The organism is Streptomyces sp. NPDC127177, assembly GCF_042672475.1.
Classification (GTDB): Bacteria; Actinomycetota; Actinomycetes; order Streptomycetales; family Streptomycetaceae; genus Streptomyces.
Genome location: NZ_JBHXUW010000003.1, coordinates 175,766 through 199,092, shown reverse-complemented (window position 1 = coordinate 199,092; position 23,327 = coordinate 175,766). Strand labels below are relative to the sequence as shown.

Here is a 23,327-nt window from a genome sequence, read left to right as displayed (position 1 = left end):
GGCCCGGAGGCTCCGGCCCGGTCACCCGGCAGGGCTCACCGGGCGTCCCCCGCGAGGGCCGCCTCCACCCCCGGCTCACGCGGGCCCAGGAAGTGCGGATCGGGTTCGAAGAGTGCCTCCAGGGCCGCCTTCCCCGCCGCGAACACCTCCCGCGTCCCGCCGTAGTACCAGGTCACATCATGTACGGCGTCGACCCCTACGCCGTACGCGTCGATCCCCGCCGCCCGGCACAGCGCGATCGCCCGCCGGACGTGGAAGCCCTGGGTCACCAGCACGGCCCGTTCCACCCCGAAGATCCTCCGGGCCCGGACGCACGAGTCCCAGGTGTCGAAGCCGGCGAAATCGCTGACGATCCTGCCGTCCGGTACCCCGTGCGCGACCAGGAACGTGCGCATCGCGTCCGGCTCGTCGTACTCCACCCGGCTGTTGTCACCGGTCACCAGCACGACCTTCACCTTCTTGTCCCGGTACAGCCCGGCCGCGGCCCGCAGCCGGCTCGCGAGATACGGCGACGGCTTCCCGTCCCGCAGCCCCGCCCCGAACACCACGGCGACCTGCTGCGCGGGCGCGTCCGCCACCGTACGGACCCGGGCGTCGGCGACCGTGTACATCCAGGTGACGGGCGCCAGGCCCAGCACGCAGGCGACCATCACCGCCTGCACCGCGCGCCGCCGCCCCCGCCGGGTCCTGGGCAGCCGGGGCCGCAGCCGGGCGGCCGTCCTCGCCGGCCGGTCCCGGTCGTCCGTCCCGGCACCCCGTCGCCCCAGCCGCATGGGAGCGCCCCCGTTCCTGTACGTCCGGTGCCGTGTCGCACCGTCCCTCTATGAGTGGACGACGGCACGGCCCAAAGGGTTCTCCCCGGACGGCCGTCGGTAGCATCGGCCGATGCCTCTCCCACCGCCCCTCCCGCGCCCTCTCCCGCGTCTGATCGCCTCGGACCTCGACGGCACCCTGCTGCGCGACGACGGCACCCTCTCGCCCCGCACCCTGCGCGCCCTGCGCACGGCCGAGGGAGCGGGGGCGGAGATCGTCATCGTCACCGCCCGTCCGCCCCGGTTCGTCGACCGGCTCGCGGAGGCCACCGGCCTGCTGGGCACGGCGGTGTGCAGCAACGGCGCCCTCGTGTACGACATCGCGACCCGCACCGTCCTCTCCTCCCGTGTCCTGCCCCTGAGCACCGCCCGGCGGGTGGCCACCGCGCTGGCCGCCGCGGTCCCCGGGATCGGCTTCGCCCTGGAGACCGGCAACCAGGTCCTCTACGAACCGGCCTACCGGCTGCGCCTCTCCGAGGACATCGGCGCCGAACTGCCCGTCCCCTCCCTCGCCGACCTGTGGCTCACCGAGGCCCCCGTCACCAAGCTGTTCGTCTGGTCGGACCGGCTCGACGCGGACACCCTGCTGGCCGCGGCCCGCCGGGGCACGGGCGGCGAGGTGCAGCTCACCCACTCCGGCGGGCGCGGGCTGCTGGAGATCAGCGCGCCGGGCGTCACCAAGGCCGGCACCCTGTCGGCGCTGTGCGCGGGTCGCGGCATCGACGCCTCCGAGGTCATCGCCTTCGGCGACATGCCCAACGACCTCACCGTGCTCGACTGGGCCGGCACCGGCTACGCCATGGCCAACGCCCACCCGGCCGTGCTGGCCGCCGTGCCGGTGCACACCGTCAGCAACGAGGAGGACGGGGTGGCCCTGGTCATCGAGCGGCTGTTCGGGGACGCGGACCGAACGGCCGCCGCCGTCGTCTGACAGTGCCCCCGGCAGCGCGGTGAGGTCGCGGTAAACACCCGTGACCGGCACGCAACGACGCGGCAACCTGCGCCCTGCACCATCGGTCCATGACGGAGCCGGCACCGGAACACTCCCCGGAATCCCTGCCACTCGACAGCACGGCGCAACTGCTGACCCGCATCACCGCACAGCTCGGCACCCAGCTCAGCCTCGTCTCCCCGAACGGAACCCGACGGCCCATGCCCCGCACCCGGCACCAGCTCGCCCAGGGACCCGCACAGGGCCCCACGGGTCCTCCGACCCCCGCCGCCCCCGCCCTGGTCGCCGTCGCGCACGGCAGCCGGGACCCGCGGGCGCTGCGCACGGTGAAGGAGCTCCTGTGCCGGGTGCGGGAACTGCGGCCGGGACTCGACGTCCGGCTCGGTCACATCGAGCTCAACGAACCCCTCCTGCCCCAGAGCCTGGACGCCCTCGGCGACGGCGACGCGGTCCTGGTCCCGCTGCTGCTGGGCCGCGGCTACCACGTCAAACAGGACATCCCGCAGGCCGTCGCGGGCGCGCCCGCCCTGCGCACCCGCACCGCCGGACCGCTCGGACCGCACCCGTTGCTCGTCGAGGCGCTGCACGGGCGGCTCGCCGAGGCGGGCTGGCGGCCGGCGGACGACGGGAACCGGGACAGCGCCGTGGTCCTGGCCGCCGCCGGATCCCGCGACCCCGAATCGGCCGCGGACACCCGTCGCACCGCACGGCTGCTCAGCGAACGGCTCGGCGGGGTGCCCGTCATCCCCGCCTACGCCTCCGCCGCGACGCCCACCGTCCCGGCCGCCCTGCGCGCACTGGCCGCCCGCGGCCACCGAAGGGTCGCCGTCGCCTCGTACTTCACCGCCCCCGGACGCTTCGCCTCGGCCGCGGCCGGAGCAGCACCGTGGATCGCGGCCGCCCCGCTCGGCGCGCACCCGGCGATGGCCCGGCTGCTGCTGCACCGCTACGACCAGGCACGGACGGCCGGCGCCCCGGCGTACGAAACTCTGATGAACACACATTTCCTGGCGTCCGCCTGAGCCCTCTTGTCACCGCGGCCGATTAATGTCGACCCCATGGAAGGCACGCACGACACGCAGGGCACCCACCGGACCCAGGAATCGGAGCCGGCACCCTACGGCGCCGCCGACGCCGAGCGCTGGGACACCGAACCGGACAAACGGCCGGGCCGCACCGCCTTCCAGCGCGACCGCGCCCGGGTGCTCCACTCCGCCGCGCTGCGCCGGCTCGCCGGGAAGACCCAGGTCGTCACCCCGGGTACCCGCAGCCACGTCTGGGACGCCAGCCCCCGTACCAGGCTCACCCACTCACTGGAATGCGCCCAGGTCGGCCGGGAGCTCGGCGCCGCCCTCGGCTGCGACCCCGACCTGGTCGAGACGGCCTGCCTCTCCCACGACATGGGCCACCCGCCGTTCGGACACAACGGCGAGCAGGCGCTCAACGACTTCGCCTCCGACTGCGGAGGATTCGAGGGCAACGCCCAGTCGCTGCGGCTGCTGACCCGGCTCGAACCGAAGCGGTTCGTGCCCGACACCCATACCGGTGAGCTGGTCAGCGTCGGGCTCAACCTGACCCGCGCCGCCCTCGACGCCGCCACCAAGTACCCCTGGCCCCGGGCCGCGCACCCGACCGACCCGGGCTCGCCGAAGTTCGGCGTGTACGAGGACGACCAGCCGGTCTTCGACTGGTTCCGCAAGGGCGCCCCGCACGGCCGCAAGTGCTTCGAGGCCCAGGTGATGGACTGGTCCGACGACGTGGCGTACTCGGTCCACGACTTCGAGGACGGCCTGCACGCCGGGCACATCGACCCCAACTGCCTGGACGCGGAGCCGGAGCGGCAGGAGATCTGGGCGGTCGCCATCGGACGGTACGTCCCGGCGGACACCGACCCCCAGGAGCTGTCCGACGCGCTGGACCGGCTCATCGGCCAGGAGTGGTGGCCGCACGGCTACGACGGTTCGGCCGTCGCACAGGCCCGGCTGAAGGACGCCACCAGCCAGCTGATCGGCCGGTTCTGCCTCGCCGCCGAGAGCAGCACCCGCAAGGCGTACGGCACCGGCCGGCTCAGCAGATACGGCGCCGAGCTCGTCGTGCCCCGCGAGGCGCACAACGAATGCGCGGTGCTCAAGGCGGTCGCCGACCGTTACGTCATGCAGCGCGCCGAACAGGAAGTGATCCGCGCCGACCAGCGGGTCGTCATCGCCGAACTGGCGGCGGCGCTGACCGCCCGCGCGCCGGAGGGCCTGGAGCCGCAGCTTCGGGCGCTGTACGAGGCCGCCCCCGACGACCGGTCCCGCAAGCGCGTCCTGGTCGACCAGATCGCCGCCCTGACGGACGCGTCGGCCCGCACCCTGCACCACTCGCTCACGGCGCGCGGCCGATGACCGGGCACCGGAACCCCGCCTCGGTGGCACGGCGGCGAAGACCGCCGGCGGTGGCGGTCCCCGGACCGTCCCATGACCACTGGGCGTGACCTGATCGGGTCACACCCCCTTTCGCCATCACGCTGCGTGCGGGACGCTCGCAGTTGGCGCCGCGCAGCAAGCACCGAGGAGGCATCAAGTGGTCGACGCACATCGGACGTTCGTCATTGTCGGCGGAGGACTGGCCGGAGCGAAGGCGGCGGAGACACTCCGCGCCGAGGGTTTCAGCGGCCGGGTCATCCTCATCGGCGATGAGCGCGACCATCCGTACGAACGGCCGCCGCTGTCCAAGGGGTACCTGGCCGGCAAGGAGGACCGCGACAGCGTCTTCGTCCACGAGACGGCCTGGTACGCGGGGGCGGACATCGAGCTCCACCTCGGTCAGCCCGTCACCCAGCTGAACCGCGAGGCCCGCTCGGTGGAGCTCGGCGACGGCACCGTCATCCACTACGACAAGCTGCTCCTGGCCACCGGTGCCGAGCCGCGCCGTCTCGACGTCCCCGGCACCGACCTGGCCGGCGTCCACCATCTGCGCCGCCTCGCCCACTCCGACCGGCTGCGCAACGTACTGGCCGCGCTCGGCCGCGACAACGGCCATCTGGTGATCGCCGGAGCCGGCTGGATCGGCCTGGAGGTCGCGGCGGCGGCCCGCGGTTACGGCGCGGAGGTCACCGTCGTCGAGCCGGAACCGACCCCGCTGCACCGGGTCATCGGTCCCGAGCTCGGCCAGATCTTCACCGATCTGCACAGCGACCACGGCGTCCGCTTCCACTTCGGCGGCCGGCTCACCGAGATCGTCGGCCAGGACGGAATGGTCCTCGCCGTCCGCACCGACGACGGCGAGGAGCACCCCGCCCACGACGTCCTCGCCGCGATCGGGGCAGCCCCGCGCGCCGCACTCGCCGAGGCCGCCGGCCTCGACATCGCCCCCCGCGCCCAGGGCGGCGGCATCGCCGTCGACGCCTCCCTGCGCACCAGCGACCCGCACATCTACGCCGCCGGTGACGTCGCGGGCGTGGCCCATCCGCTGCTCGGCGCCCGGCTGCGGGTGGAGCACTGGGCCAACGCGCTGAACAGCGGCCCCGCGGCGGCCCGCGCCATGCTCGGCCAGGACGTCTCCTACGACCGGGTCCCGTACTTCTTCTCCGACCAGTACGACCTCGGCCTGGAGTACTCGGGCTGGGCGCCGCCCGGCAGCTACGACCAGGTCGTGATCCGCGGTGACGCCGGCAAGCGCGAGTTCATCGCCTTCTGGCTGAAGGACGGCAAGGTGCTCGCCGGAATGAACGTGAACGTGTGGGACGTCACCGACACCGTGCAGGAGCTGATCAAGGCCGGTCAGCCGGTCGACCCGGACGCGCTGGCCGATCCGTCCGTGCCGCTGGAGTCACTGATCTGAGGGATCCGGGCCGGCGGCCCGTATCACACCCGCCCGCACCATGACTGTCACCGCCCACCCGTAGACTTCACCCGTGGCAGGCAGGATCAATGACGACGACGTGAAGGCGGTCCGGGACGCGGTCCCGATCGACGCCGTCGTTTCCGAGTACCTCCAGCTGCGCAACGCGGGCGGTGGGAACCTCAAGGGCCTGTGCCCGTTCCACGACGAGAAGTCCCCCTCCTTCCAGGTCAGTCCGAGCAAGGGTCTCTTCCACTGCTTCGGCTGCCAGGAGGGCGGCGACACGATCGCCTTCGTGATGAAGATCGATCACCTCCAGTTCTCCGAGGTGGTCGAGCGGCTCGCCGCCAAGGCCGGCGTCACACTGCGGTACGAGGAGGGCGGGTACAACCCCTCCCACCAGCGCGGTGAGCGGATCCGGCTGGTCGAGGCGCACAAGGCGGCCGCCCAGTTCTACATCGAGCAGCTCGACGGCCCGGAGGCCGAGATCGGCCGCAAGTTCCTCGCGGAGCGCGGCTTCGACCAGGCAGCGGCCGCCCACTTCGGCGTCGGCTACAGCCCGGCCGGCTGGGACCACCTCACCCGCTATCTGCGCGGCAAGGGCTTCAGCGACAAGGAACTGATCGCCTCCGGCATCTCCCAGGACGGCAGGCGCGGCCCCATCGACCGCTTCCGCGGCCGGCTGATGTGGCCCATCAGCGACACCGCCGGTGACATCGTCGGCTTCGGCGCCCGCAAGCTGCGCGACGACGACAACGGCCCGAAGTACCTCAACACCCCAGAGACCGCGATCTACAAGAAGTCCCAGGTGCTGTACGGCATCGACCTGGCCAAGAAGGACATCGCGAAGGCCAGCCGGGCCGTCGTCGTCGAGGGCTACACCGACGTGATGGCCTGCCACCTCGCCGGGGTCACCACCGCCATCGCCACCTGCGGCACGGCCTTCGGCGGCGACCACATCAAGATCCTGCGCCGGCTCCTGATGGACAACGGCAGCGCCCGGGTGATCTTCACCTTCGACGGTGACGCGGCCGGGCAGAAGGCCGCGCTGCGAGCCTTCGAGGACGACCAGAAGTTCGCCGCCGAGACGTACATCGCGATCGCCCCGGAGAACATGGACCCGTGCGATCTGCGGCTGGCCAAGGGCGACGAGGCAGTCCGCGACCTGGTCGAACCCCGCACCCCGCTCTTCGAGTTCGCGCTCCGCCAGATCGTCGGCCGCTACGACCTGGAGACCCCGGCCGGCCGCGCCGCCGCGCTCGACGAGGCCGCCCCCGTCGTCGCCAAGATCAAGACGGGCAGCGTCCAGCGGGAGGTCGCCGTCCAGCTCGCCGGCTTCGTCGGCATCCTGGACCAGGAGTACGTCGTGCACCGGGTCAACCAGCTCGCCCAGTGGGCCCGGGGCCGGGGCGACCAGCGCGGTCCCGCACGCTCCTCCTCCCGGTCCGGAGCACAGCCCCAGCAGGTGCAGGCCCCCGTCGTCCCTTCCGGCCCCGCACTCAACCTCCGCAGCCCGGCCCACCGCACCGAGCGCGAGCTGCTCAAGCTCGCCCTGCAGAAGCCCGCCCTGGTCTCCCCGGCCTTCGACGCCTACGGGGTGGACGAGTTCACCGCCCCGCCGTACGCCGCGGTCCGCCAGTGCATCGCGGAGGCGGGCGGCGCGGAGATCGGCGTCCCCGAGACCCGCGAATACCTCGTCCAGGTGCTCGACGCGACGCCCAACGAGACGGTGCGCAAGCTCGTCACCGAGCTCGCGGTCGAGGTCTTCCACGGCAAGTCCATCGACGAGGCGTACGCGGGCGAGCACCTGGTCAAGGTCCGGCTGCGCGCCGTCGACCGCCGGATCAACGACGTCCAGGGCAGCCTCGCCCGGCTGGGCAGCAACGTCGCCCCCGACCACCTGGCCGCCGCGCAGAACGAGGTCTGGGTCCTCCAGCAGTACGCCCAGTCCCTGCGCAACAGCGGCGCCGACGCGCTCTGACCGGGCGGCCCCCGGGCCCCCGCGTAACCACTCGGTCACCACCCGGACTCAGAAAGTCCCCGCACGCCCCTCGTAGCGGCTGTGTGTCGTACCCCACACTGGATGGCGGTGCTAGACCGACCTGCGACCAGGGGGTGGGTGAAGGTGCGTGCCCCGCGACGCCGCCCCCTGATCGCAGGTCGGGCTGAGAGTCATCGGAACGCGGCCGGACCGCCCTGACGGTGGTCCTCCATCCCGCGGTCCGGCAGCGATCACCTGGAGGTCGCCCCCGTGCAGACCCGGACCGTGAGCCAGACCGAGCCTGTCCCGGCCGTCCCCGCGCAAGCCCGGGCCCCGCGTCATCCGGAAGCCGCGGCCGACCCGCGACCGACCGAGCCCGAAGGGCGGCAACCGCCCGGCGCGCAGGCGGACGCGCAGGACATCCCCGACCCGCCCGAGGTGGTCATGGAGGAGTCCGCCGAGCCGCCGGAGCCGCCCGCGCAGCGCGGCCGGCCGGACACCGGAGGGCCGTCGTCCGACCTCTTCCGGCAGTACCTGCGGGAGATCGGCCGCATCCCGCTGCTCACCGCCGCCGACGAGGTGGAGCTCGCCCGCCGCGTCGAGGCCGGGCTCTTCGCCGAGGAGCGCCTCGCCCGCACCCCCGACCCCGACACCCGCCTCGCCGTCGATCTGGACCGTCTGGTGGTCATGGGCCGGACGGCCAAACGCCGCCTCATCGAGGCCAATCTGCGCCTCGTCGTCTCCGTGGCCAAACGCTACGTCGGCCGCGGACTGACCATGCTCGACCTCGTCCAGGAGGGAAACCTCGGACTGATCCGGGCGGTCGAGAAGTTCGACTACGCCCGCGGCTACAAGTTCTCCACGTACGCGACCTGGTGGATCCGGCAGGCCATGTCCCGCGCCCTCGCCGACCAGGCGCGGACCATAAGGGTCCCGGTCCACGTCGTCGAACTGATCAACCGCGTCGTACGGGTCCAGCGCCGGATGCTCCAGGAACGCGGTTACGAACCGACGCCCGAGGAGGTAGCCGCCCAGCTCGACCTGACTCCGGAACGCGTCGGAGAGGTACTGCGCCTGGCCCTGGAACCGGTGTCCCTGCACGCCCCGGTCGGCGAGGAGGACGACGTGTCGCTCGGCGACCTCATCGAGGACGGGGACGCGGCATCCCCGGTCGAGTCCGCCGCCTTCCTCCTGCTGCGCGAACACCTGGAAGTGGTGCTCTCCACCCTCAACGAGCGCGAGCGCAAGGTGGTCCAGCTCCGCTACGGGCTGGCCGACGGGCGGCCGCGCACGCTGGAGGAGATAGGGCGGATCTTCGGGGTGACCCGCGAACGCATCCGCCAGATCGAGTCCAAGACCCTCAACAAGCTTCGCGACCACGCCTTCGCCGACCAGCTCCGCGGCTACCTCGACTGACGCGCGCGCAGGCACGTACGGACCGGGGCAGCCGCGGAGCGGCTCGCTAGTCGACCTCGGCGACCGCCTGGGCGAACTGGGCGGCGTACAGCCGGGCGTACGCGCCCTGAGCCTCCAGCAGTTCGTCGTGCGTGCCCTGTTCGACGATCGAGCCGTTCTCCATCACCAGGATCACGTCGGCGTCCCGGATGGTGGAGAGCCGGTGCGCGATGACGAAGCTCGTACGACCGTGCGCCAGGCCCGCCATCGCCTTCTGGATCAGCACCTCGGTACGGGTGTCGACCGAGCTGGTCGCCTCGTCGAGCACCAGTATCACCGGGTCGGACAGGAACGCCCGCGCGATGGTGATCAGCTGCTTCTCACCCGCGCTGACTCCGGTGCCCTCGTCGTCGATCACCGTGTCGTAGCCGTCCGGCAGGGTGCGGATGAAGCGGTCGGCGTGGGCCGCCCGCGCCGCCCCCTCGATCTGCTCCCGGGTGACATCGCCCGAGGAGCCGTACGCGATGTTCTCCGCGATGGTCCCGCCGAACAGCCAGGTGTCCTGGAGGACCATGCCGATCCCCGACCGCAGGTCGTCGCGCGACATCCTCGCGATGTCGACCCCGTCGAGGGCGATCCGGCCGCCCGTCACGTCGTAGAACCGCATCAGCAGATTGACCAGTGTCGTCTTTCCGGCCCCCGTCGGGCCGACGATCGCGACCGTGTGGCCCGGTTCGACGCTCAGCGACAGGTCCTCGATCAGCGGCTTCTCCGGGTCGTAGCGGAACGACACGTTCTCCAGGGAGACGTTGCCGCGCAGGATCCCGGGGTGCTCGCCCTCGCCCTTCGCGGGGTCGGCCTCCTGCTCCTCGGCGTCCAGGAGCTCGAAGATCCGCTCGGCCGACGCCACCCCGGACTGCACCAGGTTCGCCATCGAGGCGACCTGGGTCAGCGGCATGGAGAACTGCCGCGAGTACTGGATGAAGGCCTGCACATCACCGATCGACAGTGCGCCCGAGGCGACCCGCAGACCGCCGACCACGGCGATCAGCACGTAGTTCAGGTTGGACACGAACATCATCAGCGGCTGCATGATCCCGCTGTTGAACTGGGCCTTGAACCCGGCCTCGTACAGCGCGTCGTTCTGCTCGGCGAAGTCCCGCGCGGACTCGTCCTGCCGGCCGAAGACCTTCACCAGGGTGTGCCCGGTGTACATCTCCTCGATGTGGGCGTTGAGCTTGCCCGTCACCTTCCACTGCTGGACGAACTGCGGCTGCGAACGCTTGCCCACCTTCGTCGCCACGACCACCGACAGCGGCACCGTCACCAGCGCGACGAGCGCCAGCAGCGGCGAGATCCAGAACATCATGATCAGCACGCCGACGATGGTCAGCACGGAGTTGATGAGCTGGCCCATCGTCTGCTGCATCGTCTGCGAGATGTTGTCGATGTCGTTCGTCGCCCGGCTGAGCACCTCGCCGCGCTTCTGCCGGTCGAAGTACGACAGCGGCAGCCGCGACAGCTTCGTCTGGATGTCCTCGCGCATCTGGAACACGACCCGGTTGATCACCCGGATCGACAGCCGGGTCGACACCAGCATCAGCAGCCCGGCCGCGACGTACACGGCCAGCGCCGCCAGCAGCACATGGCCGATCGCGTCGAAGTCCATGCCCTGCCCGGGGGTGAAGTCCACCTTGGAGAGCAGGTCGGCCAGGCCGCTGTTGGACTTGTGCAGGCCCGCGATGGCCTGCTCCTTGCTCGTCCCCTCGGGCAACTGCCGCCCGACGACGCCGGCGAACACCAGGTCGGTGGCCTTGCCGAGGATCTTCGGGCCGACCACCGAGAACGCCACGCTCAGCGCACCGGCCACCAGCATCACGTACAGCGTGGCCTTCTCCGCGGCGAAGCGCCTCAGCAGCCTCTTCGAGGATCCCTTGAAGTCCATGGACCGCTCGGTCGGCGCCCCGCCCGCCATCATGCGTCCGCCAGGCCCGGCCATTACGCGGCCTCCGCTTCCGTCAGCTGGGAGAGCACGATCTCCCGGTATGTTTCATTGCCGTCCATCAGCTCGTGGTGGCTGCCGGAGCCGACGACCCGGCCCTCGTCCAGCACCAGGATCCGGTCGGCGTCGCGGATGGTGGACACCCGTTGCGCGACGATCACCACGGTCGCGGCCGCGGTCTCCCGCAGGAGCGCCGCGCGCAGTGCCGCGTCCGTGGCGTAGTCCAGCGCCGAGAACGAGTCGTCGAAGAGGTAGATCTCCGGCTTCTGGACCAGCGTCCGCGCGATCGAGAGCCGCTGTCTCTGCCCGCCGGAGACATTGGTGCCGCCCTGCGCGATCGGTGCGTCGAGCCCGTGTTCCAGACCCTCGACGAACCCCTTGGCCTGGGCGACCTCCAGCGCGTGCCACAACTCCTCGTCGCTCGCGTCCGGGTTCCCGTACCGCAGGTTGGACGCGACCGTTCCCGAGAACAGGTACGGCTTCTGCGGGACCAGGCTCACGGTCTTGGCCAGCAGCACCGGGTCCAGCGTCCTTACGTCCGCCCCGTCGACCAGCACCTGGCCGTCCGTCACATCGAACAGCCGGGGTACGAGACCGAGCAGTGTCGACTTGCCGCTGCCCGTCGACCCGATGATCGCGGTCGTCTCGCCCGGCCGGGCCACCAGATCCACCGACCTGAGCACCGAGGCCTCGGCGCCTGGGTAGCGGAAGTGCGCGCCCCGGACCTCCAGATGACCGTGGGCACGCAGTTCGCGTACCGGGTCGACCGGCGGCACCACGCTGGAATCGGTCTCCAGGACCTCCTGTATGCGCTCGGCGCATACCTCGGCGCGCGGCACCATCATGAACATGAAGGTGGCCATCATCACCGACATGACGATCTGCATCAGGTACGAGAGGAACGCGGTCAGCGCGCCGATCTGCATCCCACCGCTGTCGATCCGGTGCGCGCCGAACCAGACGACGGCGATCGACGACACGTTCACGACCGTCATCACGGTCGGGAACATCAGTGCCATCAGCCGGCCGGTGGACAGTGCCACGTCCGTCAGCTCGTTGTTGGCGCCGCGGAACCGCTTCTCCTCGTAGCCGTCGCGGACGAAGGCGCGGATGACCCGGTTGCCGGTGATCTGCTCGCGCAGCACCCGGTTGACCGTGTCGAGGCGCTCCTGCATCGTGCGGAACAGCGGACGCATCCGCCTGACGATCAGGCTCACCGCGATGCCGAGGACCGGCACCACCCCCAGGAGCACCGCGGACAGCGGCACGTCCTGGCCGAGCGCCATGATGATCCCGCCGACGCACATGATCGGTGCCGAGACCATCAGTGTGAACGTCATCAGGGTCAGCATCTGGATCTGCTGGACGTCGTTGGTCGTACGGGTGATCAGTGAGGGAGCGCCGAACCGGCCGAGTTCACGTGCGGAGAACGACTGGACCCGGTCGAAGACCGACGCCCGGACATCGCGGCCGAGCGCGGAGGCGGTACGCGCGCCGATGTAGACCGCCCCGATGTTGCAGACCACCTGGGCGATGCTGACGACGATCATGGCGCCGCCGTACTGGAGGATGTAACCCGTGTCCCCCTTGACGACACCGTTGTCAATGATGTCGGCGTTCAGGGTCGGCAGGTAGAGAGTGGCGCAGGTCTGCAGCAGCTGGAAGACGACCAGCAGAGCGATCGGTTTCTTGTACGGGCCGAGATAGGCCCGCAGGAGTTTTATGAGCACGCGTGTCTCTCGGAGTCGGCAGAGGTCGGGAGTCGAACCATCTTCCGGCACCGCCCGCCGGGACTGCGAACGTTTTTATTCAAGTCCAGGTCAAAAAACAGACCCGGTCCATAATTTTTCGGCGGAACGCCGTTCCGGCCCCCTGCTGGTCACCCACGGTAGGCGGATCAGAGCGCGGAGTCGAACGCCCCCGGGTGGATCTGGTCCCGCGTCGCGATGTACTGCTGGCGCACCGCCTGGCCGACCGCCAGCTCCTCGCCGGGATCCAGCACCTGTGCCGCCGCGTCCTGCCAGGACGGGGGAGTGCGCGGATCGAGCGTCCCCTGCGAGACCCCCAGCGCCCAGGCCGCCTGCCTGGCCGCACCCAGCGCCGCGTACTGCGCCGGCTCCGGCACGATCACCTGCGTCCCCAGCAGCGCGGGCGCGATCGCCTGCACCGCGGGCAGTTCGGCGGCGGCACCCAGCAGGAACACCCGCCGCACCTCGACACCGCGCCCGCGCAGTACGTCCAGCGCGTCGGCCAGCGAGCACAGCATCCCCTCGAACGCGGCCCGCGCCAGGTGCTCCGGCTTCATCGACTCCCGCCGCAGTCCGCTCAACGTCCCGGCCGTGTGCGGCAGCCGCGGGGTGCGCTCCCCCTCCAGATAGGGCAGGAGCACCAGCCCGGAGGCGCCGGGCGTCGACTTCAGCGCCAGCGCCGACAGCTCGTCGAGCCCCTCCACGTCCAGCATCTCGGCGGTGCCGCGCAGCGCGCGTACCGCATTCGACGTATAGACGACCGGCAGATGCATCCCGGTGGCGTCCGCGAACGAGTTGATCATTCCGGTCGAATCGGCCAGCGCCTCGTGGTGCACCGCCATCACCGAACCCGATGCCCCCAGCGACACCACCGCGTCACCGACCCCGACCCCCAGCCCGAACGCCGCCGCCATCGTCTCGCCGGTGCCCGCCGAGATCAGGAGCCCCTCGGGTGTCGTGCCGGCCGCCTCGCAGGGCCCGAGCACCTCGGGCAGCGCCGCCTGCCGGCCGAGCGCGAGCTCCACCAGTTCCGGCCGGTAGGACTCGCTGCCCGCCGACCAGTAACCGCTCCCGGACGCGGCGCCCCGGTCCGTGGTCCGCCGGGCCGGGCGGCCCAACAGCTGCCACACCAGCCAGTCGTGCGGCTGGAGCACGGCGGCGACCCGCTGCGCCATCTCCGGCTCGGTCCGCGACAGCCAGCGAAGCTTCGACACCGGCTGCGCGGCCTGCGGCACCGCCCCGACCGCCTCGGCCCAGGCCTGCCGCCCGCCGAGCCCGTCGATCAGATCGGCCGCGGCCACCTGCGCCCGCTTGTCGTTGCCGAGCAGTGCCGGACGTACGAGATTGCCCTGCCGGTCCAGCGGCACGAGCCCGTGCTGCTGCGCGGACACCCCGATGGCCTGCACGCCCTCGAGCAGCCCGCCGGTGGCCGCCTCACCGAGTGAGAGCAGCCATGCCTGCGGATCGACCTCGGTGGCCTTCGCCTCCACGGGATGTGCGGCGTATCCCTGGCGCAGTACGGCACCCGTGTCCGTATCGCAGACCACGATGTGCGTGAAGGCGGAAGAACTGTCCAAGCCGGCGACTATGCCCATACACAGATTCTGCCGTACCGCCGGAGCATTCCTGCACCGGCGGTACGGCAGACATCGAGGAGGACGCGGCCTCAGGTGTTGGTCGTACCCCAGTCGTCCTCGCCGTTCGGACCGCGCCCGCGCAGCGAACGCACCCGGTCGGCGACCGAGGCCGGCACCTTGTCGCCGACCTTCTCACCCACCACGTGGGCCGCCTTGCCGGCGAACTCGCGCCCGCTCTGGGCCGCCGACTCGCAGGTGTTGCGCACGGCCGGGTTCTGGGAGAACTGGCGTGCGGACTTCTTCAGCTGCTCGTAACGCTCGCGCCCGGCACGCGTGCCGAGCACGTAACCGAGGGCCACTCCGGCGATGAACGTGAGCCGGTACCGCATGGCTGCCACCCTTCCTTCACTCCGTGCGACGTGGTGCGACGTGTGCTGCTCGCCTACCCGCAGGCACCGGAGATCACCCCGGCCGATACCGATTGGCAAAGCACCCCCCTGCTTGCGCTAATGTATGTGTCGCAGCGAACGTCCGCCGCCCGGCAGCCGCCAGGCAGGTGTTCTTCGAGGCAACGCAGCAATCCCCTGTAGCTCAATTGGCAGAGCAGCCGGCTGTTAACCGGCAGGTTACTGGTTCGAGTCCAGTCGGGGGAGCGCGATCCCCTGTAGCTCAATTGGCAGAGCATTCGGCTGTTAACCGGAGGGTTACTGGTTCGAGTCCAGTCGGGGGAGCGGAACGGAAGAGGGCCCTGCGGGGTCCTTTTTCGCGTGCCCGGACCCGGTTCTCCGGAGGCCTGCCACCGTGGTGCGCGTGGGGCTGGTGTGACTCTTTCGCGTCAACTTCACGTCGACCGGAACCGGGCGGGGACCAGCGCAGTCTTCATGGTCACGAGTACCCGGGCATCCGAAGCAAGAGATCGTATGACCGGCTATGCTGCGGCAGACGGCGCGTACACATGTACGCGCCACGCCGAAAAGGGGCGGTAGCTCAGCCGGTTAGAGCAGCGGACTCATAATCCGTCGGCCGTGGGTTCGAGTCCCACCCGCCCCACCGAGCATCCCCGGGCAGAATCGTTCTGGCCTGGGGAAACGTGGATTGTGTGGCGGTTTTCCGTGCGGTACCAGCCGCGCGTCGTGCGGTACGGCTCCTCTGTTTCAGCGGGTCGGATCGATTTAGATGCCGCTGACCTGGCCATTTGTGGTCGTTGCATGAGGGAGCGTCGTGGCGCAGTCCCACGGCCGTCATAGGGAGGCTTCGCGCTCCATCCGTGCCTGCCAGATCGCATGACGCCCCCCTGCTGTCTCTGCCGTGTCACCTGGTCTGCCAGGTGACACCGCTGGCATCGGCGAAGGCCCGGAAGGCGCGCCCTTGCTTGCCCGGGTGCGCGCGACGGCGTACCTGGTGCACGTCGCACCCGCGGTCCACGTCTGACCGCAGGGCGCAGTTGTTTTGCACGCATTTACGTACCTACTCATTGCTGGCAAACCTCGACGTCACAGGCGTCATCGCCATAGGAGGGGAGCGGCTGCTGATGACGAGAAGTAGCGAATTTTCCCACCTGCGTCATGCCGCCCTGAGACCATCGTTTCGTCCCGACCAGTGAAACGAACCGAGGTGCCCCCAGATGTGGGACTACGCCAAGCTCTCCGCAGAAGCCGCGAAGCGGGGCGGTCCCGCAGCCTTGCGAGCTGCCTACCGGTTGGCGGGCCGCCAACAGGGCATCAAGATCGGTCAGATGGTGGGCCGCCAACAAGGCGTCATTATTGGTGCTGGCATGGGTGTGGGCGGGACCATGCTTTACAACTCGCTGCGTACCCGCAAAACAGGGGCCGGTCCTGAGTCGACGCCCGAGAGCAGCCTGCCGTGATCGAGGAACAGGTCTGAGACCTGCGGCAATCCCGCGAACTGGCCCCGTCGAGGAGCGGCCCGATCCTCCGCCTCCTGGCCTCGACGGTCCACCGGATCCTGACCCGCCACCGGCTCCATCGGCTGGCCCGGATCGACCGCCGGGTCTGATGGAGAGTTGGGTGACAAGTTGACCTGTCACCCGCAGGCACAGCAGACCCGGTCGCGCTGCCCTGCTGGTGGGGTGACTCCGATGACGCAGGTAGCCGCAGGTTTCGCACGGTGTCGTAGGAAACCTTAGCGGCACGGAGGGCTGCCCCGTTAGGGTCCATTGAGGATCACGCAGACGTACTGGTGAGAGACGTGGACGTCATCGAGGCTTCAGCGCCAGGTGTGGCCCACTTGGAAGGCGGATGGGTCACATGAGTGCAGGTGGTTCTACGGTGGACCCCAGACTGGTACGCCTCGCTCAGCAGTCTAGGAACTTCGGTTTCCTCCTGGCTGACCTGCCGCTCCTCGTGGCCTACGGGGCCGCTACTGAGAGCCACGTCTTCGACGATCCCAACACCTCCTTGATCAAGTCGCGGCAGTTCGGCGAAGCCCTCGCGGAGGAGTTGGTGAGCCGGGGCCGGGTTCGTGTCGAGGGAAGTACTCAGTTCGACCGTCTCAAAGCCTTGGACCGGGAGGGCTACCTCCACGGCGACGTCGGTAACGCCTTCCACGAGGTCCGCACACTCGGCAACGACGCCAATCACAAAGGTCACGACAGCGCCGAAGACGCTTTCCGTGCCTTGCAGACCTGCTTCCGCCTCGGTGTCTGGTACCACCGTCTGCTCACCGGATCCCGGGAGCAGTTCACCTTCGTACCGCCGAGCCCTGACCGAACGTCGGCCGCCAGGAACGCCCGGCTAGCGGACGATATCGCCGCTGCCCGCAAGGCACTCGAAGAGGCCCGGCTGAGCTACCGGGATCAGGCGTCACAGGCGCAGGTCGAGCAGGCTGCGCGAGCCGCTGCCGAGCGCGAGCTCGCCCAGGCCCAGGCCGAGCGCGAGGAGTTGGCCCGCCAGGTCGCCGCTATGCAGGCTCAGCTGGCGGCCATCGAGACGGCGGCCGACCAAGAGCGCGCTCACCGGCACCGCGCCGATGCCACCAGCACAGCCGCAGCCTCGGCTGCGGTGGCAGAGCGCGCTCGCTTGCTTGACAACGCGGAGCAGGCATCCCGAGAGCCCCTGACCGAGGCACAGGTCCGTTTCAAGCTCGACGAGATGCTGGCGCAGGCCGGCTGGTACGTCCAGGACGCTGCATCCGGCCTCAATCTCCACGTACAGGGTGACCGGCGCGGCAGCGGTGTGGCCGTACGTGAGGTGACCACGGCACGGGGCCGAGCCGACTATGCCCTATATGTAGAGGCGAAGCTCGTCGGCGTCATTGAGGCCAAGCGAGAAGGCGCTGACCTCACAGCAGCGGAAACTCAGGTCAATGGGTACGCCGACCATCTCACCGACGCACAGCAGCGCTTGGTCGCCTGGCGCACCCCACTGCCGTTCCGGTACGTGAGTGATGGCGGCGAGACTCGCTTCCGCTCCACTCTCGATCCGGATTCCCGTACGCGCCGGATCTTCTCCTTTCACCAGCCACGTACCCTGGCACGCTGGATGCGCCAAGCCGACGAGGACCCGCAGGCTCCCAGCTACCGCGCTCGGCTGCGGCTTCGGATGCCCGAACTTGATGAGCGCCCCTTGCGCCCCGCTCAGATCACCGCCGTTCAGGGGGTGGAGGACTCTGTTGCTCTCGGCAGGGGCCAGCACGGCATGGGGCAGTCCCGTTCTCTCGTTCAGATGGCCACCGGCGCGGGCAAGACGTTCACAGCGGTCACGTTCTCCTACCGCATGCTCAAGCACGCACGCGCTGAACGGGTGCTCTTCCTCGTCGACCGCAACAACCTGGGCGCACAGGCCTTCGCGGAGTTCGAGAACTTCACTACCCCGGATACCCAACGCAAGTTCGCCGACCTCTTCAACGTGCAGCGGCTGGGTGCGGAAGGGATGCTCGCCTCCTCGAAGGTTGTCATCTCCACCGTGCAGCGCCTCTATATGGAACTCACCGGCCGTAATCTTCCCGACACGGCCCCTGAGGGTGAGGGCGAAGAAGCGGACCTGCCGTACGACGTGCCTGGCGACATCGAGGTCGGCTATAACGCCACCATCCCCCCCGAAGCCTTCGACCTGATCGTCGTCGACGAGTGCCATCGTTCCATCTACGGCAAGTGGCGCTCGGTCCTGGAGTACTTCGACGCCCCGATCGTCGGTCTCACCGCCACCCCGGTCGCCCAGACCTTCGGCTACTTCAACGGCAACCTGGTCAGCGAATACACCTACCGGGAGGCGGTTGCCGACGGGGTCAACGTCGACTTTTCCGTATACGAGATCGAGACGCGGATAACCGGCCAGGGCGGGGTCATCGCGCAGGGAACGGTCCCGGTCCGCGATCGCCGGACCCGTCGTCAGCGGTACGAGGATATTGCCGAGGACATCGAGTACGGCGCGAAGGAGGTCGGCGTCGGCATCATCAGCAAGGACCAGCTGCGTACGGTGATCCAGACCTTCCGGGACCGGCTGTTCACGGAGATCTTCCCGGAACGGGCCAAACGCGATTCGGAAACCGGCGCGCTGCTGTGGGACGAGATGTACGTTCCCAAGACCTTGGTCTTCGCGAAGAACGACAATCACGCCGAAGAGATCGTCGAGGTCATCCGTGACGTCTTCGGCAAGGGCAACGACTTCTGTACCAAGATCACGCACGCGGCAAGGAAGCCGGCCGAACGGCTCGCCGACTTCCGTAACCTCCCCCAGCTCCGTATAGCGGTCACCGTCGACATGATCGCCACCGGCACCGACGTCAAGCCCCTCGAATGCCTGATCTTCCTGCGGGACGTCAAGAGCTGGGCCTACTTCGAGCAGATGAAGGGCCGAGGCGCACGGACGCTCTCCCTCACCGACTTCGAACGGGTGACACCCGGGGTGGGCCCCAAGACCCGATTCGTCATGGTGGACGCAGTCGGCGTCACACGAAAGCCGAAGGTCGACGCGGCCCCGCTGGAGCGTCACAGCGACAAGCAGATCAGCTTGGAGAAACTGCTCCGCAAGACCGCCGCCCACACGATCGAGGAGGAAGAGGTCTCCACGCTCGCCTCCCGCCTCGCCAAACTCGACCTTCAGATGACGAGCGAGGAACGCGCCGAGATTGAGCGGATCAGCGGTGGTGTCCCGCTGAAGGAGATCGTCCACGGCATGGTCAAGGCGGTCTCGATCGATGAGCAGCTGGGAGCGCGGGAGGCAGCTGAGCGCGTCGGCCGAAACCCCGAGCGAGCGGTCCGCGACCTCATCGAGCATGCGCTGAAGCCACTCGCCGCCGCGCCGGCACTGCGTACAAGGCTCCTGGAGATGCGCCGCGCTAAGGACATCCTCTATGACGAGAACAGCCGTGACGCGCTGGTCCGGGCGGGCGCGGCCGTCGACGACGAGGAGAGCGCACAGGCCACCGTCCGTGACTGGAAGCAGTACATCGACGACAACCGCGACGAGATTGCGGCCCTGACTATCGCCTTCGGCGCCGACTCTGATGTCCCGCCCGCCGCCGCCCTGCGTCGCCTCAAGGACGTGGCACGGAGCGTTGCCCGTCCGCCGCGCTCCTGGACCCCAGACACTCTCTGGAAGGCGTATGAGAACGTCGGCGAGACGCTGGTACACAAGCGCGCCAAGCGCACCGCCGCCGACCTCCTCGCCCTCCTGCGCTACGAACTCGCCGGCGGCGCTGAACGCGGAGCTCCGGCTCCTCGCCCCCACGAAGAGGTTGTACGGGAGCGCTATGCGGCTTGGCTCGCCCGCCAGGAACAGTCCGGTGTCAGCTTCAGTAAGCGCGAGCGATGGTGGCTTGACCACATCGTCGGCGCGACCATCGAGCGTGTACGCTTCGACACCGCCGACCTTGACTACGCCCCGTTCACGACACGCAACGGAACGGACGGATTCCTCGCCGAATTCGGAGCGAATCGGGCGGAAGAAATCATTGACGAACTGGACAAGGAGCTGGGTGCGTGACGGACTCGGGCGCGGGGGAATCGGTGGCGAGCGCGCCGGGGGAGAGGCTGCCGGAGGGATGGGTTCGGGCGACGCTCGGGGATTTGATTACTCCGGCCTCAGGACGCCGCCAGCCGACCCCTTCGGATAATTTTCCCTATCTCGGTATGGACAATGTAGAGTCACATACTGGACGAGTCGTTGGATTCGGTGATTCGGCGACCATCAAGAGTTCTTCTCCCGTGGTGCAGCCGGGTTATCTTCTGTATGGGAGGTTGCGTCCATATCTAAATAAGGTGACCGTCGCGGAATTCGCGGGGATCTGTTCTGGAGAGTTTATCGTGTTCCCATCCGTCGAGGGTGTGGATTCTCGATTTTTGCTGTATCGAATGCTGAGCCCTGATTTTGTTCACTATGTAATGGAGAAGAATCCGACGGGTGATCGCCCTAGGGCGCACTGGGAGCAGTTCTCGGATTTTCCGATCCTGCTGCCACCTCTCCCTGAACAGTGCCGAATCGTCGCCAAGTTGGACGAACAGCTCGCCCTTATTCGGGCTGGGGAGGCCTCGCTTCGTGAGGTGGAACGTCTCGCAGATGAATTCTTTCGGGCTTTGCTGCGAGAGGCATTTAGTGGCCGTCTCGTAACTGATGACTTTTCGGAGGGGAAAGCCGAGGACCTAGTTTCAGGCGAGGCTAGATCTTCTTCTGAGGCATGGGATACTCCCAGCAGTTGGATTTGGAGTCGGCTGGGCTCTCTGTTTCGTGTTTCGGTGGGATCGACTCCGTCTCGCGGGAATCCAGATTTTTGGAGCGGGGATATTCCGTGGGTAAGTAGCGGAGAGGTCTCATTCAAGAGGATCAGCGAGACGCGAGAGTTTATTTCGAGAGAGTCGATCTCGAAGCCGGAAAATAGGATTCACCCTCCTGGGACGGTGATGCTTGCGATGATTGGGGAAGGGAAGACTCGAGGGCAGTCTGCTATTCTCGATATTCCTGCCGCGCATAATCAGAATTGCGCCTCAATTCGAGTTTCCGAGACTGAAATTCTCCCAGAATTTATTTATCAGTTTTTGGTTTCAAGGTATGAAGAGACGCGAACTTCCGCGTCCGGGGGGAACCAGCCAGCCTTGAATAAGGCGAAGGTCGAACGGATCCTTGTGCCCGTACCGCCTCTTGGGACGCAGCGCCGAATCGTGGATAGGCTGGCTGATCTTGAGCAGGAGAGGGCGGCCCTCAGGGCAGTGTTGGCGGAAAGCTATGAACAGGCATCCGCGCTCCGCGGCGCGCTCTTCAACGCTGCCTTCACTGGAGCTCTCGTCCCCCAGGACCCCACCGACGAGCCTGCCTCCGCCCTCCTCGACCGTATCCGTGCCCAGCGTCAGGCAGCTGTCAAGCCCGCACGTAAGCGCGCTCTCCGCAAGACCACCAGCAAGCCGGCCTCCTCGGGCCAGGAAGAGCTTTCCCTGTGAGCACCGCCGTGAGTAACGACAAGCAGGTCACCCGGGCTCAGGCCCCGGCTATCGCCGTCCCCGCGCCGGTCCCGACCTCCACCCTCGTCAACCGTCTCTGGTCGTACTGCGAGCTACTGCGCCACTCCGGCGTCTCGACGCTCGATTACGTCGAGCAGCTTACGTACCTTCTCTTCTTGAAGATGGCCGACGAGCGGGCCAAGCGTCCCGCCAAGTTCCGCCGCAACGCCCCTGAGGCCCCGCTCGTCCCGGAGGGCCGTGACTGGACGAGTCTGACCACGCGGTCCGCCGAAGCGCTGCTAGATCACTACGAGTTCATCCTCAAGGACCTCGGCCAGCGTGGCGGCACGATGCTCGGCGAGGTCTTCACGAAGGCAAGCAACAAGATCCACGAGCCAGCCATCCTGGAACGCCTGATCAAGGATCTGATCGACCCGTACACCTGGACCACCGAAAACCAGGACCTCAAGGGCGACGCCTACGAAGGCCTCCTCCAGCGTGGCGCGGAGGACCGTAAGACAGGTGCGGGGCAGTACTTCACCCCGCGTCCCCTCATCGACGCCATGGTCGACTGCGTCCAGCCGAAGATCGGCGAGACGGTCACCGACCCGGCCTGCGGCACCGGCGGCTTCCTGATCGCCGCGCACGCGCACATCGCTACCCGCTACGAGGACGAGCTGTACGGCGACGAGGGACGCAAGCTCCAGACCGGGTCGATCACCGGTTACGAACTGGTCCGCGAGACCGCCCGTCTCGCCCTGATGAACATGTTGCTGCACGGCATCGGTACCTCCGAGGCCAAGCCGCTGATCACCATTCAGGACTCGCTGGCCAAGCCGATCCACAAGCACTACGACATCGTGCTCGCCAATCCGCCCTTCGGTGTCGGCTCGGTGACCGGCGAGGCGTACACCGCCCGTACCGATTTCTGGGCGCCCACGACCAACAAGCAACTCAACTTCGTCCAGCACATCTACAACCTGCTGAAGACCAACGGGCGTGGCGCCCTCGTCCTACCCGATAACGTCCTCTTCGAGGGTGGTGCGGGTACCATGATCCGCCGCAACCTTCTCGACCTGTGTGACGTGCACACCCTGCTCAGGCTTCCGACCGGCATCTTCTATGCCAATGGCGTCAAAGCCAATGTCCTGTTCTTCGACAAGACCGGCCAGCGCTCCGGAGGCCGCCCCGGAACCCGCCAGCTCTGGGTCTACGACTTCCGCACCGACCAGCACTTCACCCTCAAGCAGCGACAGCTACGCCGTGAGCACCTTGACGACTTCGTCGCGGCCTACCACTCCGGTGGTTCCGACTTTTCGGCGCGAAAGCCCAGTGAACGGTTCCGTGCGTTCGATTACGATGAGTTGATCGCTCGCGACAAGGTGAATCTGGACTTGACGGTGCTTCAGTCCGCGTCCTCCTCCGACACGGTCTTCGCGTCCCCCGACGTGATCGCCCAGGAGATCGTGGATGAACTAGAGACGGCTCTGGCCCAGTTCACCGCAGTAGCCCGTGCGCTCAAGCCGAGTGCACAGGCCGTGGACGACAGCATCACCCAAGGCGAAGAAGCACCAGAGCGGTAGGCCGCCGTCACCCGAGCGGGGCGATGGGGCCCATGAAGCTCAGGCGCGCTCGGGGCACG

The 23,327-nt window shown here is 68.5% G+C and carries 15 protein-coding genes and 3 tRNA genes; 13 read left to right on the top strand and 5 right to left on the bottom strand.

Translation table 11 applies throughout. The features are described from left to right. Positions 1–35: 35 nt before the first annotated feature. On the bottom strand, positions 36–773 hold the full coding sequence (locus ACFVJX_RS04405; protein WP_384136385.1) for a vancomycin high temperature exclusion protein: 738 nt from the start codon (positions 771–773) through the stop codon (positions 36–38). Positions 774–924: 151 nt separating this feature from the next. Between ACFVJX_RS04405 and ACFVJX_RS04400 the strand changes: the two genes are divergently transcribed. The 6 genes from ACFVJX_RS04400 to ACFVJX_RS04375 all read left to right on the top strand — a co-directional run bounded on the left by ACFVJX_RS04400 (position 925) and on the right by ACFVJX_RS04375 (position 8,986). After that, a complete protein-coding gene (locus ACFVJX_RS04400) occupies positions 925–1,743 on the top strand; it encodes a Cof-type HAD-IIB family hydrolase (protein WP_384136411.1) in 819 nt (272 codons plus the stop codon). An 89-nt stretch (positions 1,744–1,832) separates the two neighbouring features. Further along, positions 1,833–2,786 carry a sirohydrochlorin chelatase gene (locus ACFVJX_RS04395; RefSeq protein ID WP_384136383.1) on the top strand — a complete coding sequence of 318 codons (954 nt, stop codon included), beginning with the start codon at positions 1,833–1,835 and terminating at the stop codon, positions 2,784–2,786. A gap of 36 nt (positions 2,787–2,822) precedes the next feature. Further along, positions 2,823–4,151 (top strand): deoxyguanosinetriphosphate triphosphohydrolase, encoded by a 1,329-nt coding sequence (locus ACFVJX_RS04390; protein ID WP_384136381.1) that lies wholly within the window; start codon positions 2,823–2,825, stop codon positions 4,149–4,151. Positions 4,152–4,329: 178 nt separating this feature from the next. After that, positions 4,330–5,589: an NAD(P)/FAD-dependent oxidoreductase gene (locus tag ACFVJX_RS04385; protein WP_384136380.1), complete on the top strand. Its 1,260-nt coding sequence runs from the start codon at positions 4,330–4,332 to the stop codon at positions 5,587–5,589. A 73-nt stretch (positions 5,590–5,662) separates the two neighbouring features. Continuing rightward, positions 5,663–7,570, top strand: coding sequence for a DNA primase (gene dnaG, locus ACFVJX_RS04380; protein WP_384124090.1), 1,908 nt, complete (start codon positions 5,663–5,665; stop codon positions 7,568–7,570). Between the two features lie 270 nt (positions 7,571–7,840). Next, complete coding sequence (locus ACFVJX_RS04375) at positions 7,841–8,986, top strand: RNA polymerase sigma factor (RefSeq protein ID WP_384124092.1); 1,146 nt, start codon at positions 7,841–7,843, stop codon at positions 8,984–8,986. 46 nt (positions 8,987–9,032) lie between these two features. Here the strand turns inward: ACFVJX_RS04375 and ACFVJX_RS04370 are convergent, their stop codons facing one another. The 4 genes from ACFVJX_RS04370 to ACFVJX_RS04355 form a co-directional block, all read right to left on the bottom strand. After that, the gene (locus ACFVJX_RS04370; RefSeq protein ID WP_384124094.1) at positions 9,033–10,964 is read right to left on the bottom strand and encodes an ABC transporter ATP-binding protein; all 1,932 of its coding nucleotides are present in this window, start codon (positions 10,962–10,964) and stop codon (positions 9,033–9,035) included. Further along, complete coding sequence (locus ACFVJX_RS04365) at positions 10,964–12,697, bottom strand: ABC transporter ATP-binding protein (protein WP_384124096.1); 1,734 nt, start codon at positions 12,695–12,697, stop codon at positions 10,964–10,966. Before ACFVJX_RS04365 ends, ACFVJX_RS04370 begins: the two co-directional genes overlap by 1 nt. A gap of 167 nt (positions 12,698–12,864) precedes the next feature. Further along, entirely contained in the window at positions 12,865–14,310 is a 1,446-nt protein-coding gene (locus ACFVJX_RS04360; protein ID WP_384124098.1) for an FGGY family carbohydrate kinase, read from the bottom strand. Positions 14,311–14,381: 71 nt separating this feature from the next. Next, positions 14,382–14,681, bottom strand: a complete 300-nt coding sequence (locus ACFVJX_RS04355; RefSeq protein ID WP_024492917.1) for a hypothetical protein — start codon at positions 14,679–14,681, stop codon at positions 14,382–14,384. A 191-nt stretch (positions 14,682–14,872) separates the two neighbouring features. Between ACFVJX_RS04355 and ACFVJX_RS04350 the strand changes: the two genes are divergently transcribed. From ACFVJX_RS04350 to ACFVJX_RS04320, 7 genes are all read left to right on the top strand, one after another. After that, a tRNA-Asn gene (locus tag ACFVJX_RS04350) sits at positions 14,873–14,945 on the top strand. A gap of 5 nt (positions 14,946–14,950) precedes the next feature. After that, positions 14,951–15,023 (top strand) — tRNA-Asn (locus ACFVJX_RS04345). A 245-nt stretch (positions 15,024–15,268) separates the two neighbouring features. Continuing rightward, positions 15,269–15,342: transfer RNA gene (locus ACFVJX_RS04340), tRNA-Ile, on the top strand. 574 nt (positions 15,343–15,916) lie between these two features. Further along, positions 15,917–16,159, top strand: coding sequence for a hypothetical protein (locus tag ACFVJX_RS04335; protein WP_384124100.1), 243 nt, complete (start codon positions 15,917–15,919; stop codon positions 16,157–16,159). A gap of 421 nt (positions 16,160–16,580) precedes the next feature. After that, positions 16,581–20,237: a DEAD/DEAH box helicase family protein gene (locus ACFVJX_RS04330; RefSeq protein ID WP_384124102.1), complete on the top strand. Its 3,657-nt coding sequence runs from the start codon at positions 16,581–16,583 to the stop codon at positions 20,235–20,237. Next, positions 20,234–21,685 carry a restriction endonuclease subunit S gene (locus tag ACFVJX_RS04325; RefSeq protein ID WP_384124104.1) on the top strand — a complete coding sequence of 484 codons (1,452 nt, stop codon included), beginning with the start codon at positions 20,234–20,236 and terminating at the stop codon, positions 21,683–21,685. The genes ACFVJX_RS04330 and ACFVJX_RS04325 overlap by 4 nt, the downstream gene beginning before the upstream one ends. After that, on the top strand, positions 21,682–23,268 hold the full coding sequence (locus tag ACFVJX_RS04320) for an N-6 DNA methylase (RefSeq protein ID WP_384124106.1): 1,587 nt from the start codon (positions 21,682–21,684) through the stop codon (positions 23,266–23,268). The genes ACFVJX_RS04325 and ACFVJX_RS04320 overlap by 4 nt, the downstream gene beginning before the upstream one ends. Positions 23,269–23,327: the final 59 nt, after the last annotated feature.

What these genes read in the sequence shown, in the direction of transcription:
- ACFVJX_RS04335 (WP_384124100.1), top strand. Translation starts at nt 15,917, where the DNA reads ATGTGGGACTACGCCAAGCTCTCCGCAGAAGCCGCGAAGCGGGGCGGT.
- ACFVJX_RS04405 (WP_384136385.1), bottom strand. Translation starts at nt 773, where the DNA reads ATGCGGCTGGGGCGACGGGGTGCCGGGACGGACGACCGGGACCGGCCG.
- ACFVJX_RS04360 (WP_384124098.1), bottom strand. Translation starts at nt 14,310, where the DNA reads ATGGGCATAGTCGCCGGCTTGGACAGTTCTTCCGCCTTCACGCACATC.
- ACFVJX_RS04395 (WP_384136383.1), top strand. Translation starts at nt 1,833, where the DNA reads ATGACGGAGCCGGCACCGGAACACTCCCCGGAATCCCTGCCACTCGAC.
- ACFVJX_RS04370 (WP_384124094.1), bottom strand. Translation starts at nt 10,964, where the DNA reads ATGGCCGGGCCTGGCGGACGCATGATGGCGGGCGGGGCGCCGACCGAG.
- ACFVJX_RS04390 (WP_384136381.1), top strand. Translation starts at nt 2,823, where the DNA reads ATGGAAGGCACGCACGACACGCAGGGCACCCACCGGACCCAGGAATCG.
- ACFVJX_RS04355 (WP_024492917.1), bottom strand. Translation starts at nt 14,681, where the DNA reads ATGCGGTACCGGCTCACGTTCATCGCCGGAGTGGCCCTCGGTTACGTG.